This window comes from Actinacidiphila glaucinigra, assembly GCF_900188405.1.
GTDB lineage: Bacteria > Actinomycetota > Actinomycetes > Streptomycetales > Streptomycetaceae > Actinacidiphila > Actinacidiphila glaucinigra.
Genome location: NZ_FZOF01000001.1, coordinates 13,601 through 27,671 on the forward strand (window position 1 = coordinate 13,601; position 14,071 = coordinate 27,671).

15 protein-coding genes are annotated in these 14,071 nt (G+C 72.5%); 9 read left to right on the forward strand and 6 right to left on the reverse strand.

Annotated elements, in window-relative coordinates; genetic code table 11:
* Nucleotides 1–47: 47 nt before the first annotated feature.
* Nucleotides 48–1,145, forward strand: a complete 1,098-nt coding sequence (locus tag CHF15_RS00065) for a carbohydrate kinase family protein (RefSeq protein ID WP_089221492.1) — start codon at nucleotides 48–50, stop codon at nucleotides 1,143–1,145.
* 19 nt (nucleotides 1,146–1,164) lie between these two features.
* On the opposite strand, the gene CHF15_RS00070 is transcribed toward CHF15_RS00065, so the two are convergent.
* From CHF15_RS00070 to CHF15_RS00080, 3 genes are read right to left on the reverse strand one after another with little or no spacing between them, the layout of a single operon-like run.
* Complete coding sequence (locus tag CHF15_RS00070) at nucleotides 1,165–1,557, reverse strand: type II toxin-antitoxin system VapC family toxin (protein WP_089221493.1); 393 nt, start codon at nucleotides 1,555–1,557, stop codon at nucleotides 1,165–1,167.
* Entirely contained in the window at nucleotides 1,554–1,781 is a 228-nt protein-coding gene (locus CHF15_RS00075) for a FitA-like ribbon-helix-helix domain-containing protein (RefSeq protein WP_089221494.1), read from the reverse strand. Before CHF15_RS00075 ends, CHF15_RS00070 begins: the two co-directional genes overlap by 4 nt.
* A gap of 53 nt (nucleotides 1,782–1,834) precedes the next feature.
* A complete protein-coding gene (locus CHF15_RS00080; protein ID WP_179279596.1) occupies nucleotides 1,835–2,350 on the reverse strand; it encodes a GNAT family N-acetyltransferase in 516 nt (171 codons plus the stop codon).
* A gap of 136 nt (nucleotides 2,351–2,486) precedes the next feature.
* On the opposite strand from CHF15_RS00080, the gene CHF15_RS00085 reads away from it, so the two are divergent.
* The 4 genes from CHF15_RS00085 (at nucleotide 2,487) to CHF15_RS00100 (ending at nucleotide 5,779) form a co-directional block, all read left to right on the forward strand.
* Nucleotides 2,487–3,500, forward strand: a complete 1,014-nt coding sequence (locus CHF15_RS00085; RefSeq protein WP_089221495.1) for a PhoH family protein — start codon at nucleotides 2,487–2,489, stop codon at nucleotides 3,498–3,500.
* A gap of 13 nt (nucleotides 3,501–3,513) precedes the next feature.
* The gene (gene ybeY, locus CHF15_RS00090; RefSeq protein WP_089221496.1) at nucleotides 3,514–4,011 is read left to right on the forward strand and encodes an rRNA maturation RNase YbeY; all 498 of its coding nucleotides are present in this window, start codon (nucleotides 3,514–3,516) and stop codon (nucleotides 4,009–4,011) included.
* A 5-nt stretch (nucleotides 4,012–4,016) separates the two neighbouring features.
* The gene (locus tag CHF15_RS00095; RefSeq protein WP_089221497.1) at nucleotides 4,017–5,351 is read left to right on the forward strand and encodes a hemolysin family protein; all 1,335 of its coding nucleotides are present in this window, start codon (nucleotides 4,017–4,019) and stop codon (nucleotides 5,349–5,351) included.
* A gap of 80 nt (nucleotides 5,352–5,431) precedes the next feature.
* Complete coding sequence (locus CHF15_RS00100; RefSeq protein ID WP_089221498.1) at nucleotides 5,432–5,779, forward strand: cytidine deaminase; 348 nt, start codon at nucleotides 5,432–5,434, stop codon at nucleotides 5,777–5,779.
* 47 nt (nucleotides 5,780–5,826) lie between these two features.
* Here the strand turns inward: CHF15_RS00100 and CHF15_RS00105 are convergent, their stop codons facing one another.
* A complete protein-coding gene (locus CHF15_RS00105) occupies nucleotides 5,827–6,111 on the reverse strand; it encodes a LysR family transcriptional regulator (protein WP_410169610.1) in 285 nt (94 codons plus the stop codon).
* Between the two features lie 225 nt (nucleotides 6,112–6,336).
* On the opposite strand from CHF15_RS00105, the gene era reads away from it, so the two are divergent.
* Entirely contained in the window at nucleotides 6,337–7,290 is a 954-nt protein-coding gene (gene era / locus CHF15_RS00110) for a GTPase Era (protein ID WP_089221500.1), read from the forward strand.
* Nucleotides 7,291–7,365: 75 nt separating this feature from the next.
* On the opposite strand, the gene CHF15_RS00115 is transcribed toward era, so the two are convergent.
* Both CHF15_RS00115 and CHF15_RS00120 read right to left on the reverse strand, forming a co-directional pair.
* Nucleotides 7,366–7,632: a protealysin inhibitor emfourin gene (locus tag CHF15_RS00115; protein WP_089221501.1), complete on the reverse strand. Its 267-nt coding sequence runs from the start codon at nucleotides 7,630–7,632 to the stop codon at nucleotides 7,366–7,368.
* A 9-nt stretch (nucleotides 7,633–7,641) separates the two neighbouring features.
* The gene (locus CHF15_RS00120) at nucleotides 7,642–8,760 is read right to left on the reverse strand and encodes a M4 family metallopeptidase (RefSeq protein WP_089221502.1); all 1,119 of its coding nucleotides are present in this window, start codon (nucleotides 8,758–8,760) and stop codon (nucleotides 7,642–7,644) included.
* Between the two features lie 306 nt (nucleotides 8,761–9,066).
* Here CHF15_RS00120 and leuA point away from each other — a divergent pair, with 306 nt between their 5' ends.
* The 3 genes from leuA (at nucleotide 9,067) to CHF15_RS00140 (ending at nucleotide 14,061) form a co-directional block, all read left to right on the forward strand.
* Nucleotides 9,067–10,830 carry a 2-isopropylmalate synthase gene (gene leuA / locus CHF15_RS00130; RefSeq protein ID WP_089221503.1) on the forward strand — a complete coding sequence of 588 codons (1,764 nt, stop codon included), beginning with the start codon at nucleotides 9,067–9,069 and terminating at the stop codon, nucleotides 10,828–10,830.
* A gap of 182 nt (nucleotides 10,831–11,012) precedes the next feature.
* Nucleotides 11,013–11,750 (forward strand): TerB family tellurite resistance protein, encoded by a 738-nt coding sequence (locus tag CHF15_RS00135; protein ID WP_089221504.1) that lies wholly within the window; start codon nucleotides 11,013–11,015, stop codon nucleotides 11,748–11,750.
* A 181-nt stretch (nucleotides 11,751–11,931) separates the two neighbouring features.
* Nucleotides 11,932–14,061: an MMPL family transporter gene (locus CHF15_RS00140; protein WP_245938605.1), complete on the forward strand. Its 2,130-nt coding sequence runs from the start codon at nucleotides 11,932–11,934 to the stop codon at nucleotides 14,059–14,061.
* Nucleotides 14,062–14,071: the final 10 nt, after the last annotated feature.

A 14,071-nucleotide genomic window follows, 5' to 3' on the forward strand; every position in this document is an offset into this window, starting at 1 on the left:
GCGCGCGTACGATCGGTCGGAACGACATCAGGCCGGGAGGAGCCCGGGTGGAAGACCAGCCCGTCCTCGACCCGCTCGCGGCGGTACGCGGGCCGGACGACCCGGAGACCGATGTGTACCTGACCGGCACGGTCTTCCTGGACATCATCTTCACCGGTCTCGACAGCGCGCCCGTCCGCGGCACCGAGTCCTGGGCGCGCGGCATGGGGTCGAGCCCCGGCGGCGTGGCGAACATGGCGACCGCCCTCGCCCGGCTGGGGCTGCGCACCTCGCTCGCGGCCGCCTTCGGCGACGACGTGTACGGGGACTACTGCTGGGACTCCCTCGCCGGCGGGGAGGGCATCGAGCTGGCCCTGTCCCGCAAGATCCCCGGCTGGCACTCCCCGGTCACGGTCTCCATGGCATACGAGGGCGAGCGCACCATGGTCAGCCACGGCCACGAGGCCCCGCCGCCCGAGGAGCCCGCCCCGCCGTGCCCGCCGCCGAGCCGGGCGTGCGTGGCCTCCCTGGTGCCCGGGGTCCCGCAGCAGGAGTGGATCGGCACCGCCGCCGGGCGGGGCAGCCGGATCTTCGCCGACGTCGGCTGGGACGACAGCGGCCGCTGGGACCGCGCGGACCTCGCCGACCTGGCGCACTGCGAGGCTTTTCTGCCGAACGCCGCCGAGGCCATGCGCTACACCCGCACCGACTGCCCGCGCGCCGCCGCCCGCAAGCTGGCCGAGCTGGTCCCCCTGGCGGTGGTCACGCTGGGCCCCGAGGGCGCGTACGCGGTGGACTCCGCCGGCGGGGAGGCCGCCGAGGTCCCGGCGCTCTCCGTGGAGGCCCTGGACCCGACGGGCGCCGGGGATGTCTTCGTCGCGGGCTTCCTGACCGGCACCCTGGCCGGCTGGGCCCTCGCCGACCGGCTGGCCTTCGCGTGCCTCACGGCGGCACTGTCGGTGCAGGAGTTCGGCGGTTCGCTGTCGGCGCCCGGCTGGATCGAGATCGCGGCCTGGTGGCAGCACGCCAAGGCCTACGACGACCAGGACCGCACCGCGCTGCGCCGCTACGCCTTCCTGGACGACCTGCTGCCCACCGGCACCCGCCGCTGGCCCCTGCGCCGCGCGGTGCCGACGATCGGCTTCCGCCCGCCACCCTTCCGCTGACGCGGTGGCGGAGCCGGCGTCAGGCGATCACGTCGATGGGGCAACGGGCCGCGTTCGCGCGCTCGATGCGGGCGTCCCCCGTGACCAGGGCGCACCCCAGGTGTTCGGCGAGCGCGACGTACGAAGCGTCGTACGCGGAGAGGTCGGCGCGCAGCTCCCAGATCCGATCGAGCAGGGCGTATCCCGGCATGCGCTGGATCGGCAGGGCGGACAGCAGGGAGATCGCCGTCTCCGCCGCGGCCTGGCCCAGCTTCCCTCCGAGCGACAGGCCGCGGATCGCATGGGCGGCCTCGAACTCGATGAGGGCCGGCGCGTGCAGGGTCTCGCCGGCCATCCGTTTGCGCGCGAGATCGCCCAGTGGGCCGGCGTGGGTGAGCGCGAGGACGAGTGTGGACGCGTCGACGACGATCACCCGCGGCGGCCCTCGTCGATGTGTCCGAGCAGGTCCGCCACGGAGTAGTCGGCCGTCGCCGACTTCCGGGCGCTGGCCAGTATGTCGTCGACCGTCGGTGTTCTCGCCTGTTCGATCAGCCTCTGGCGCAGGTACTCGTTCAGGGACTGGTGCGCCTCGATCGCGCGGTGCTTGAGGGTGCGGTGCACGTCGTCGGGGACGTCCTTGATCTGGATGTTCGCCATGTCGTCACGTTAGCATGCGAAACGCATGCTTGCATGCGTTTCGCATGCCGCCGTCAGACCCGGCGCTCCAGGATCTGGCCCGGCCAGTGGTCGCCCTCCGCCCGGCTGACGGCGAAGGGCTGGGCGCGGGTGAAGCCCAGGGCCTCGTACTGCCGCACGAGCCGGCCCTCGCCGCCCGCGTAGCAGTCGACGCGCAGCAGCCGGATGCCGCGCCGCCGGGTCTCGGCGACGGCGTCCTCCACGAGGGCCGCGCCGATGCCGCTGCCGGAGAGCGACCGGTCGGTGACCAGCAGCCGCAGGTACAGCTCGCGCTCGTCCACGGGCGGGGCGTAGTCGGGCCTCTCCTCGGCCAGCACGCAGACGCCCACCACCCGGCCGCCGGTCTCGGCGACGCGGAGCAGGTATTCCTCGGCGTAGCGGGTCACGCGCTCCACCGCCGGGGGCCGGGAGGACCAGGGGCTGGTGCCCCACTGGCCGGTGTGGCCGCGTGCGGTCAGCCACGCGATGGCCTCGTCCAGCAGGTCGAGAGTGGCGGGCAGGTCGCCGGGTCCTCCGGTACGGATCTCCATTCCGCTGTTCTACCCGGCGCGTGACGGAGCGTAAAACCTCTCGGAACCCCAGCCACACCGACGTACCCTTGAACCCCAAGCCCAGTGGCATGCCGAACAGCAGAAGGCGGGATGAACAGGCCGTCGAGCCTGGCCCATGACTCAGACACGGACAACGCAGCAACGGCAGGCGAGCGCCCACTTCGTCGTACCGGCCAAGCACCCCATGGTGACCGTCCTGGGGTCGGGGGACTCGCTGTTGCGCGTCATAGAGCAGGCGTTCCCGGCGGTCGACATCCATGTACGAGGCAATGAGATCAGCGCGAGCGGCGAACCCGCGGACGTCGCACTGGTCCAGCGCCTCTTCGACGAGATGATGCTGGTACTGCGCACAGGCCAGCCGATGACGGAGGACGCAGTGGAGCGGTCGATCGCCATGCTCCGCCAGGACAGCGGAACCGACGGCCTGGAGGAGACCCCCTCCCAGGTGCTCACCCAGAACATCCTGTCCAGCCGGGGGCGCACGATCCGCCCCAAGACCCTCAACCAGAAGCGCTACGTCGACGCGATCGACAAGCACACGATCGTGTTCGGCATCGGGCCGGCCGGCACCGGCAAGACCTACCTGGCCATGGCCAAGGCGGTCCAGGCCCTGCAGTCCAAGCAGGTCAACCGGATCATCCTGACCCGCCCCGCCGTCGAGGCGGGCGAGCGGCTCGGCTTCCTGCCGGGCACGCTCTACGAGAAGATCGACCCGTATCTGCGCCCGCTGTACGACGCGCTGCACGACATGATCGACCCCGACTCGATCCCCCGCCTCATGGCGAGCGGCACGATCGAGGTCGCTCCTCTGGCCTACATGCGCGGACGCACGCTCAACGACGCGTTCATCATCCTCGACGAGGCGCAGAACACCAGCGCCGAGCAGATGAAGATGTTCCTCACCCGCCTCGGCTTCGACTCCAAGATCGTCATCACGGGAGACGTCACGCAGGTCGACCTCCCCGGTGGCACGAAGAGCGGGCTGCGCCAGGTCGTGGACATCCTCGAAGGCCTGGAGGACGTGCACTTCTCGCGGCTGACGAGCACGGATGTCGTACGCCATAAGCTGGTCGGGCGCATCGTGGACGCCTACGAGCGCTACGACGACCTCAACGGCAACCGAAAGTAGCCACCGAAGCACTATGGCGATCGACGTCAACAACGAATCCGGCTGGGACTTCGACGAGGCGGCGGTGCTCGACATCAGCCGCTACGCCCTGCAGCACATGCGCATCCACCCGCTGTCCGAGCTCTCGGTCATCGCGATCGACGCCGACGCCATGGAGCAGCTGCACATCCAGTGGATGGACGAACCGGGCCCCACCGACGTCATGTCCTTCCCGATGGACGAACTGCGTCCCGGGAAGGACGACGAGGAGCCCCCGCAGGGGCTGCTCGGGGACATCGTGCTCTGCCCCGAGGTGGCCAAGAAGCAGGGCGACGAGGCCGTGACCAAGCACTCCATGGACGAGGAGCTGCAGCTGCTCACCGTCCACGGGGTGCTGCACCTGCTCGGTTACGACCACGAGGAGGCCGACGAGAAGGCCGAGATGTTCGGCCTGCAGAAGGCCATCCTCGACGGCTGGCGCGCCGAGCGCGGCATCCAGGGGCCCTCGCCGGCCCCGACGACCACCCACTGATCGCGATGGTGGTCTTCGCCGTCCTGCTGGTCGTCGTCGCCTGGCTGGCCGCCTGCGCCGAGGCCGGTATCGCCCGCACCTCCCGCTTCCGGGCGGAGGCCGCGGTGCGTGCCGGCCGGCGCGGGGCGGACAAGCTGCTGGCGGTCTCCTCGGACCCGACCCGCTACCTCAACGTCGCGCTGCTGGTCCGGGTGGCCTGCGAGATGGCGGCGGCGGTGCTGGTGACCGTCGTGTGCGTCCGGCACTTCGAGCGGACCTGGCAGGCGGTCCTGGTGGCGGTCGCCGTCATGATCGTGGTCTCGTACGTCGCGGTGGGCGTCTCGCCCCGCACCATCGGCCGCCAGCACCCGCTGAACACCGCCACCGCGGCGGCCTACGTGCTGCTGCCGCTGGCCCGGGTCATGGGCCCGGTCCCGGCGCTGCTGATCCTCCTCGGCAACGCCCTCACCCCCGGCAAGGGCTTCCGCCAGGGCCCGTTCGCCTCCGAGGCGGAGCTGCGCGCGCTGGTGGACCTCGCCGAGAGCGAGTCGCTCATCGAGGACGAGGAGCGCCGCATGGTGCACTCCGTCTTCGAGCTCGGCGACACCCTGGTCCGCGAGGTGATGGTGCCGCGGACCGAGCTCGTCGCCATCGAGCGCTTCAAGACGATCCGCCAGGCCATGACCCTCGCCCTGCGCAGCGGTTTCTCGCGCATCCCGGTCACGGGCGAGAGCGAGGACGACATCGTCGGCATCGTCTACCTCAAGGACCTCGCCCGCCGGGTGCACATCAACCGGGACGCCGAGACCGACCCCGTCTCCTCGCTGATGCGCCCGGCCTACTTCGTCCCCGACACCAAGAACGCCGGCGACCTGCTGCGCGAGATGCAGCGCGAGCGCAACCACGTCGCCGTCGTCATCGACGAGTACGGCGGCACGGCCGGCATCGTCACCATCGAGGACATCCTGGAGGAGATCGTCGGCGAGATCACCGACGAGTACGACCGCGAGCTGCCGCCGGTCGTGGAGCTCGGCGGGGGCCGCTACCGCGTCACCTCCCGCCTCGACCTCGGCGACCTGGGCGAGCTCTACGGGGTGGACCTGGACGACGAGGACGTCGAGACCGTCGGCGGCCTGCTCGCCAAGACCCTGGGCCGGGTGCCGATCCCCGGTGCCTCCGCCGTCGTCACGCTCCCCGAGACCGCCTCGGCCCCGAACGCGCCGGCCGCGCTGCGGCTCACCGCGGAGGCCCCGTCGGGCCGTCGCAACCGGATCGGCGCGGTCCTCGTCGAGCCGGTCGCGGCCGTCGTGGACGAGGACGGCGCGGGTCCCGAGCCGGACGGGGCGATGCACGGCGGGTAGTGCCGCGCCGTCCTTCGTGCCGTGATCATGGCAAGGCCCCGTCCTCGAAGGGGACGCGGTCGCGCACTACGCTGACCGCCATGAGCGACGAGCTGCCCCCGGAAGACCGCAAGATCATCACCCTGGCCCGCTCGACCCGGGCCCGCAACGGGGTGCCCGAGGGCGCGGCGGTCCGCGACGAGACGGGCCGCACCTATGTGGCGGGCACCGTCGCCCTGGAGTCGCTGTCGCTCAGCGCGCTGCAGACCGCGGTGGCCATGGCCGTGGCGAGCGGAGCCACGTCACTGGAGGCGGCGGCCGTGGTGTCCGAGGCGGACGCGGTGCCCGACGCGGACCGCGCCGCCGTGCGCGACCTGGGCGGCGCCGACACCCCCGTGCTGCTGGCCGGGCCCGACGGCGCCGTCAGGGCGACGGTCACCGCCGGCTGAGTCCGCGAGGTCCTCAGCCGTCCCGGCCCGCCGGTGGTGGCCGGCGGTCAGCCCGGAGCGGGATCCTTCGCCCGGACCGCGCGCAGGGCGTGCTCCCAGTCGCCGATCAGGGCGCGAGCCGCGGGCAGCAGTGCCTCGCCCTGCGCGGTGAGCGCGACGCTGCGCGACCCGCGGTGGAAGAGGCTGAAGCCGAGCCGCCCTTCGAGAGCCCGGATCTGCTTGGAGAGCGCGGGCTGGGAGATGTGGAGCCGCTCGGCGGCACGGGTGAAGTGCAGCTCGTCCGCGACCTCGGTGAAGTAGCGGAGGTCACGCAGGTTGACGTCCATAGCCATCGGTCATAGCAGTGCCTGCTGGACGGTTCCGTGCTCCCGGCGGAACGCTGGGCGACGGCCCGGGAAACGCACCCCGAGCGCCCGGACCCGCGCGGAAGGCACAGGTCAGCGGGGAGGACGCACCGCCGGCCGACGCGCGCGCCCGCGGCGCGCCGCCCCGCGCCGGACACCGGCGGTTCCGGCCGCCGGGCGAGGGCGTCGGCCGGGCCCGGTGGATCAGGGACAATGGTCGCCATGAGCGTTCGCACCGAGACGACCCCCGCCCCCGCCCACCGGGCCGGCTTCGCCTGCTTCGTGGGCCGCCCCAACGCGGGCAAGTCCACCCTGACCAACGCTCTGGTCGGCACGAAGGTGGCCATCACCTCCAACCGGCCACAGACCACCCGGCACACGGTGCGGGGCATCGTGCACCGCCCCGAGGCCCAGCTCGTCCTCGTCGACACCCCCGGTCTGCACAAGCCGCGCACCCTGCTCGGCGAGCGCCTCAACGACGTCGTCCGCACCACCTGGGCCGAGGTCGACGTGATCGGCTTCTGCCTGCCCGCCGACCAGAAGCTCGGCCCCGGCGACCGCTACATCGCCAAGGAGCTGGGCGAGGTCCGCAAGACCCCCAAGGTGGCCATCGTCACCAAGACCGACCTGGTGGACTCCAAGCGGCTCGCCGAGCAGCTGGTGGCCGTCGCCCAGCTCGGCGCCGAGCTGGGCATCGAGTGGGCCGAGATCATCCCGGTCTCCGCGGTCGGCGACAAGCAGGTCTCCCTCCTCGCCGACCTCATCGTCCCGCTGCTGCCGGAGGGCCCCGCGCTCTACCCGGAGGGCGACCTGACCGACGAGCCCGAGCAGGTCATGGTCGCCGAGCTCATCCGGGAGGCCGCGCTCGAGGGCGTACGGGACGAGCTGCCGCACTCCATCGCGGTCGTGGTGGAGGAGATGCTGCCGCGCGAGGGCCGCCCCGCGGAGAAGCCGCTGCTGGACGTGCACGCCAACATCTACATCGAGCGCCCCAGCCAGAAGGGCATCATCATCGGCCCCAAGGGCGCCCGGTTGAAGGAGGTCGGCACCAAGTCCCGCCGCCACATCGAGGCGCTGCTCGGGACGCCGGTCTTCCTCGACCTGCACGTGAAGGTCGCCAAGGACTGGCAGCGCGACCCCAAGCAGCTGCGCAAGCTCGGCTTCTGACCCTCCGGGACGGAGGCCCGGCCCCGGGCCGGCGGCGCCGTGGGAACCGGACGGCACCGCGGGCGGCGAGGGACGTCAGGCGCCCTCCTTCAGCACCAGTTGGACCAGCTCGCGCTGTTCCTCCGTCAGCCACGGGTCGGCGCAGTGCACCGTGCGGCCGTCGACCGCGATCTCGTACCGGAAGCCGTCCGGAACGCCCTGCGGGGGCCCGCCCTGGTCCCCCGCGAGGACGTCGCGGGCCAGGGTGTGCAGTCGGAAGGCGTCGGGCCGGCCGGCGGTGTCCAGCACGGCCCGGCGCTCGATCCCCGCGAAACCGCCGGAGCGGATCACCTGTATGCGCATGGCGGACGTCTACCCCTGGGCGGGCGGTCGCGCACCTTCCGGGGCGGGGGACTGGCGTGGCACGTCGGTGCCGCCGAGGGCGGTCGCGATGCCGACCTCCGACCACGCCTTCACCACCGCCGCGTGCTCCTCGCCCTCGCCGAAGCGCCCGGCGGCCGCGGCCACCGTCGCCTGGGCGAACTCGGCGAACGTCGCCCTCGGCGGCAGCGCACCACCGGTCAGCACGTCGTACCAGACCAGCCCGGCCCGCTCCCAGGCGTTGCCGCCCAGCGCGGTGGCGAGCAGGTGGAACGCCCGGTTGGGGATGCCGGAGTTGATGTGCACGCCGCCGTTGTCGCGTGAGGTGCGGACGTAGGCGTCCATGTGGCCGGGCTGCGGGTCCTTGCCGAGGACGTCGTCGTCGTACGCCGTGCCGGGGGCCTTCATGGAGCGCAGCGCCACTCCCGTGACGCGCGGGGCGAGGAGTCCGGCGCCGATCAGCCAGTCGGCCTCGTCGGCGGTCTGGCCGAGCGCGTACTGCTTGATGAGGGAGCCGAAGACGTCGGACATCGACTCGTTGAGGGCGCCGGACTGGCCGAAGTAGTCGAGGTTGGCGGTGTACTGGGTGACGCCGTGGGTGAGTTCGTGACCGATGACGTCGAGGGGGAGCGTGAAGTCGAGGAAGATCTCCCCGTCGCCGTCCCCGAAGACCATCTGCTCGCCGTTCCAGAAGGCGTTGTTGTAGTCGCGGTCGTAGTGGACGGTGGCGTCCAGCGGCAGCCCGGAGTCGTCGATGGAGTGGCGGCCGTACGCCGTCAGGTAGAGCTCGAAGGTCGCCCCCAGCCCGTCGTAGGCCCGGTTGACGGTGGCGTCGGCGAGGGCGGGGTCGCCCTCCCCGCGGACGGCCCGCCCGGGCAGGTCCGTACGGTGCTCGGCGTCGCTGATCGTGCGGCGCGGCCGGTCCGACGGCTCCGCCCCGGGCACTGGGAGGGCGCCGATGACGGTGGTCAGCCGGCGGCGGGTGCGCTCCGCGGCGTCGCGTTCCAGGGTGCGGCGGGCGGGTTCGGCGAGTGCGCGGTCCTCGTTCCGGGCGACCTTGTCGAGGACGTGCGGCGGCACGATCGTGCAGAAAACGGGTGTCTGCTCCATGCAGGGCAATGTGGCACGGTGCTCACTGTCTGTCACTAGGTGTCACCATGATCCACGAAAAGGGGGGAAGATATGCGTTTTTCATGTCATCACGGGCGGTCTTGCATACTGAGAAGAACGCCGCAGCGGCTGCAGGGTCCCCGGGGGCTCGGCTATGGTCGACAGCATCATGCGTTTCGGGCTGCTTCTTCTTAGCTGCCGCGGCGAGGGCCTGTAGTCCAGGTCGACTCCCTCCCCGCGGGGTTTGGCGTTGCACCAGCGCCGGTCGGCCGCTTCCACAGCCGCAACCGAGGAGCACCCCCGCAGATGTCCACCCCGAACGCCGTCGGCCGCCCCACGCCCATCACCGCCGCGACCGTGCGTCAGCGCCCGACCGCGATGCCGGTCCACAAGTACACGCCGTACGAGGCCGTGGAGATCCCGGACCGCACCTGGCCCGACCGGCGTGTCACCAAGGCCCCCCGCTGGCTGTCGACCGACCTGCGGGACGGCAACCAGGCGCTGATCGACCCCATGTCGCCGGCCCGCAAGCGCGCGATGTTCGACCTGCTGGTGAAGATGGGCTACAAGGAGATCGAGGTCGGCTTCCCGGCCTCGGGCGAGACCGACTTCGCCTTCGTGCGCTCCATCATCGAGGAGGGCGCGATCCCCGATGACGTCACGATCTCCGTACTGACCCAGGCCCGCGAGGAGCTGATCGAGCGGACCGTGGAGTCGCTGCGCGGCGCGGCGCGCGCGACGGTGCACCTGTACAACGCGACCGCCCCGACCTTCCGCCGGGTGGTCTTCCGCGGTTCCAAGGAGCAGATCCGGCAGATCGCCGTGGACGGCACACGGCTGGTCATGGAGTACGCGGACAAGATCCTGGGCGACGAGACCGTCTTCGGCTACCAGTACAGCCCGGAGATCTTCACCGACACCGAGCTGGACTTCGCGCTGGAGGTCTGCGAGTCGGTCATGGACGTCTGGCAGCCCGAGGAGGGCCGCGAGATCATCCTGAACCTGCCGGCGACCGTGGAGCGCTCCACGCCCTCCACGCACGCGGACCGCTTCGAGTGGATGTCGCGGAACCTGTCGCGCCGCGAGTTCGTGTGCCTGTCGGTCCACCCGCACAACGACCGCGGCACGGCCGTGGCCGCCGCGGAACTGGCGCTGATGGCGGGCGCCGACCGCATCGAGGGCTGCCTGTTCGGCCAGGGCGAGCGCACCGGCAACGTCGACCTGGTCACCCTGGGCATGAACCTGTTCAGCCAGGGTGTCGACCCGATGATCGACTTCTCGCAGATCGACGAGGTCCGCCGCACCGCCGAGTACTGCAACCAGATGGAGGTCCACCCGCGCCACCCGTACGTGGGCGACCTGGTCTACACGTCCTTCTCCGGCTCCCACCAGGACGCCATCAAGAAGGGCTTCGACGCCATGGAGGCCGACGCGGCCGCCCGGGGGAAGACGGTCGACGAGATCGAGTGGGCGGTCCCGTACCTGCCGATCGACCCCAAGGACGTCGGCCGCTCCTACGAGGCCGTGATCCGCGTGAACTCGCAGTCCGGCAAGGGCGGTGTCGCGTACGTCCTGAAGAACGACCACAAGCTGGACCTGCCGCGCCGCATGCAGATCGAGTTCTCGAAGATCATCCAGGCGAAGACGGACGCCGAGGGCGGCGAGGTCACCCCGAAGGAGATCTGGGCGATCTTCGAGGACGAGTACCTGCCCACCCCGGAGAACAACTGGGGCCGCATCGTCCTGCGCTCGGCGCAGACCTCGACCAGCAGCGACGGCACCGACACCCTGACCGTCGAGGCGGTCGTGGACGGCGCGGAGACGGTCCTGACCGGCACCGGCAACGGCCCGATCTCCGCGTTCTTCGACGCGCTGGCCTCGGTCGGCGTCGACGCCCGTCTGCTGGACTACACCGAGCACACCATGAGCGAGGGCGCCAGCGCCCAGGCCGCCTCGTACATCGAGTGCGCCATCGACGGCAAGGTCCTGTGGGGCATCGGGATCGACGCCAACACCACCCGCGCCTCGCTGAAGGCGGTCGTCTCCGCCGTCAACCGCGCGGCCCGTTAGTCACCGCGGACGGTGAACCGGCCACGGCGCCCGCCCGGGCGCCGTGGCCGATTCTTGTATTCGGCCCTCTCGTGGTACTGACTGCGCGTTGCTCATGTGGCTAACATCACGTCATTACGGCGCCGTTGCCGGAGCGTTACCCACGCGTACGGCGCGTAATGGGACGAACCGGTGTAATCGGGATGGCGGCCGGAGGGTGCGAAGTGCTCCAGATCAAGGGCTTGTGCATCTTGGGCGTGCGGACGGTCTGGCACACCGAAGGTGACGGGGAGTTCTTCTGCGCCGGCTGCGGCGGCGACCGCGGCTACCGGCGGCGCACCGGCACCCGCCGGCTGACCCTGCTGGGCCTGCCCCTGCTGCCGCGCGGCTCGGCCGGCACGGTCGTGGAGTGCGTGGTGTGCCGCACGCACCACGGCCCGGAGGTCCTGGAGCAGCCCACCACCACGGTCTTCTCCGCCATGCTCCGCGACGCCGTCCACACCGTCGCCCTCGCCGTGCTCACCGCGGGCGGCGCGATGGGGCGCGGCGCCCGCGAGGCCGCCGTCGGGGCGGTCCGCTCGGCCGGGTTCACCGACTGCACCGAGGACCAACTGCTCGGCCTGCTCGCCGCGATCGTCGCCGACGAGGGCCGGTTCCCCGGCGCCTCCGACGCGCTGGACGCCGACGGGCTCGCGGACGCCCTCGACGGCTGCGGTAGCTGGCTGTCCATCGAACTCCACGAGGCCCTGGAGCCCCTCTCCCGGCACCTGGCCCCCCAGGGCCGCGAGCACGTCCTGCTGCAGGGCGCCCTCATCGCCCTCGCCGACGGCCCCTACCTGCCCGCCGAGCGGGAGGTCCTCGGTGCCGTCGGCCGCTGCCTCGGCCTCGTCGGCGCGGACACCGAACGCATCCTGGAGGCCGCGGCCCGCACGCCGTCCTGACGGCCGCCCCCACGCCAACCCCCGCCACCCCGCCACCGCCGGGCGTACTCCCCGGGGAGTAACGGGACCCGTCCCGCACCCCGGGTAGTAACGCGCGGTTCGCCCTCGGGCCCGACGAAACGGCGCTCCGCGGCCGGGAGTCTGGAAGCCACCAGACCACCGGCCCGGAGGGAGGCCCGCGATGGGGGCCACCAGCACGAAGAGCACGGCGGACGCGCCGGCGCAGGCGCCGCCGCGGCGCGAAAAGGACGGACGGCGCGCGGCGCGCCTGGTGCCCTGGGGGGTGCTCGTCCTGTGGCTCGCGGTGCTCGCGCTCGCCGGCCCGATGGCGGGCAGCCTCGCCGGGGACCAGCAGAACCGCGCCGTCGACTACCTCCCGGCGAGCGCCGGTTCGACGCGGGCGGCCGCGCTGCAGGACGCGCTCCCGGGCGGCGAGGCGACCGGGCTGCTGGTCGTCTACCACCGCGACGGCGGGCTGACCGCCGCCGACCGGGCCACGGCCGCGGGCCAGATGGCCGACGTGGCGAAGGCGCACCGGCTCACCGGCGCCGGGCAGCCGCGCGGCGTCCGGTCGGAGGACGGCAGCACGCTGATGTACCCGGTGGAGAGCACCGAGCCCGGCCAGGACGACGCGGCCGTGGAGGCCTTCGTCGAGGACGTGCGCGCCGTGGCGGCCGGCGGCGACGGGCTGACCGTCCAGGTCGGGGGTCCCGGGGCGGTCGGCACGGACATGAAGGAGGTCTACTCCTCGCTCGACGGGCCGCTGCTGTACACCACGGTGGCCGTCGTCGCCGTCCTGCTGATCCTCATCTACCGCAGCCCGCTGCTCTGGCTGCTGCCGCTCCTGGTCGCCGGTGCCGCCGACGCCACGGCCATGGCCGCGGTCCACGGCCTCCACCGCGCCTTCGACATCACCGTCACCGGCCAGAGCCAGGGCGTGATGACCATCCTCGTCTTCGGCGCCGGGACGGACTACGCCCTGCTGCTCGTCTCCCGCTACCGCGAGGAACTCCGGCGGGTGCCGCGCCCGTACGACGCCATGCGCGCCGCGCTGCGCGGTTGCGGACCCGCGGTGCTGGCCTCCTCCGCGACGGTGGCCGCGGGCCTGCTCTGCCTGCTCGCCGCCGACCTCAACAGCAGCCGCGGCATGGGGCCGATCGCCGCGGTCGGGGTGCTGTGCGCGCTGGCCGCCATGACGACCCTGCTGCCCGCGCTGCTGGTGCTGCTGGGCCGCCGGGTCTTCTGGCCGCTGGTCCCGGTGTACGGCGGCGAACCGCCCGCGCGGCGGGGACTGTTCACCTCGATGGGCGGTTCCGTCGCCCGCCGGCCGCTCGCGGTGCTCACGGGCGGTGCGGTCCTGCTGGGCGCGCTGGCCCTCGGCGCGGTCAACCTGCCCGGCGGCCTGAAGAACGACGGCGCCTTCACCAGCACCCCCGAATCGGTCGCGGCCATGCGCACCCTCGCCCGCGCGGACAGCGACGGCGGCGCCCAGCCGATCACCGTCATGGCGCCCGCCGGCCGGGCCGCGGAGGTCGCGGCGGCCGCCCGGACGACCGAGGGCGTCACCGCCGTGGAACGCGGCCGCAGCGGCGGCGGCTGGACCGAACTGTCCGTCACCGCCCGGGCGGTGCCGGACTCGGCGGGCGAGGCCGCCACCGTCGAGGCGCTGCGCGCGGAACTGGACGGCCGCTACGGGACGTACGTCGGCGGGCCCGGCGCCCAGCAACTGGACCTCGCGGACACCAGCGCGCGGGACCGCCTGCTGGTCGTGCCGCTCGTCCTGCTGTCGGTGCTGCTGGTCCTCGTCGCGCTGCTGCGCAGCATCGTCGCGCCGCTGCTGCTCGTCGCGGCGGTGATCGCCGTGTGGGGAGCGTCGCTGGGCATCGGCGGCCTGGTCTTCGGCCCGCTCTTCGGCTTCGGCGGGACCGACCCGGCGCTGCCGTTGCTCTCCTTCGTCTTCCTCGTCGCGCTCGGCGTCGACTACGGCATCTTCCTGATGCACCGGATGCGCGAGGAGTCGCTCGCCGGTGCCGCGCCCGCCGCCGCGGCCCTCACCGCGCTCCGCACCACCGGCGGGGTCATCGCCTCCGCCGGGCTGGTGCTGGCGGCGACCTTCTCGGTGCTGCTCTCCATGCCCCTGGTGTCGCTGGTCGAGCTCGGCTTCGTCATCGCGGTCGGCGTGCTGCTGGACACCTTCCTGGTGCGGACCTGCCTCGTCACGTCGGCGAGCCTGCTGCTGGGGCGGCGGGTGTGGTGGCCGGGCCGGCTCGGCCGGTCCGCACAGCACCCTGGGAACTCCCCGACCCCGTAACGGAAGATGG

What these genes read in the sequence shown, in the direction of transcription:
- CHF15_RS00075 (WP_089221494.1), bottom strand. Translation starts at nt 1,781, where the DNA reads ATGGCGAACATCCAGATCAAGGACGTCCCCGACGACGTGCACCGCACC.
- CHF15_RS00080 (WP_179279596.1), bottom strand. Translation starts at nt 2,350, where the DNA reads ATGGAGATCCGTACCGGAGGACCCGGCGACCTGCCCGCCACTCTCGAC.
- CHF15_RS00085 (WP_089221495.1), top strand. Translation starts at nt 2,487, where the DNA reads ATGACTCAGACACGGACAACGCAGCAACGGCAGGCGAGCGCCCACTTC.
- ybeY (WP_089221496.1), top strand. Translation starts at nt 3,514, where the DNA reads ATGGCGATCGACGTCAACAACGAATCCGGCTGGGACTTCGACGAGGCG.
- CHF15_RS00095 (WP_089221497.1), top strand. Translation starts at nt 4,017, where the DNA reads ATGGTGGTCTTCGCCGTCCTGCTGGTCGTCGTCGCCTGGCTGGCCGCC.
- CHF15_RS00100 (WP_089221498.1), top strand. Translation starts at nt 5,432, where the DNA reads ATGAGCGACGAGCTGCCCCCGGAAGACCGCAAGATCATCACCCTGGCC.
- CHF15_RS00105 (WP_410169610.1), bottom strand. Translation starts at nt 6,111, where the DNA reads ATGGCTATGGACGTCAACCTGCGTGACCTCCGCTACTTCACCGAGGTC.
- era (WP_089221500.1), top strand. Translation starts at nt 6,337, where the DNA reads ATGGTCGCCATGAGCGTTCGCACCGAGACGACCCCCGCCCCCGCCCAC.
- CHF15_RS00115 (WP_089221501.1), bottom strand. Translation starts at nt 7,632, where the DNA reads ATGCGCATACAGGTGATCCGCTCCGGCGGTTTCGCGGGGATCGAGCGC.
- CHF15_RS00120 (WP_089221502.1), bottom strand. Translation starts at nt 8,760, where the DNA reads ATGGAGCAGACACCCGTTTTCTGCACGATCGTGCCGCCGCACGTCCTC.
- leuA (WP_089221503.1), top strand. Translation starts at nt 9,067, where the DNA reads ATGTCCACCCCGAACGCCGTCGGCCGCCCCACGCCCATCACCGCCGCG.
- CHF15_RS00135 (WP_089221504.1), top strand. Translation starts at nt 11,013, where the DNA reads ATGGCGGCCGGAGGGTGCGAAGTGCTCCAGATCAAGGGCTTGTGCATC.
- CHF15_RS00140 (WP_245938605.1), top strand. Translation starts at nt 11,932, where the DNA reads ATGGGGGCCACCAGCACGAAGAGCACGGCGGACGCGCCGGCGCAGGCG.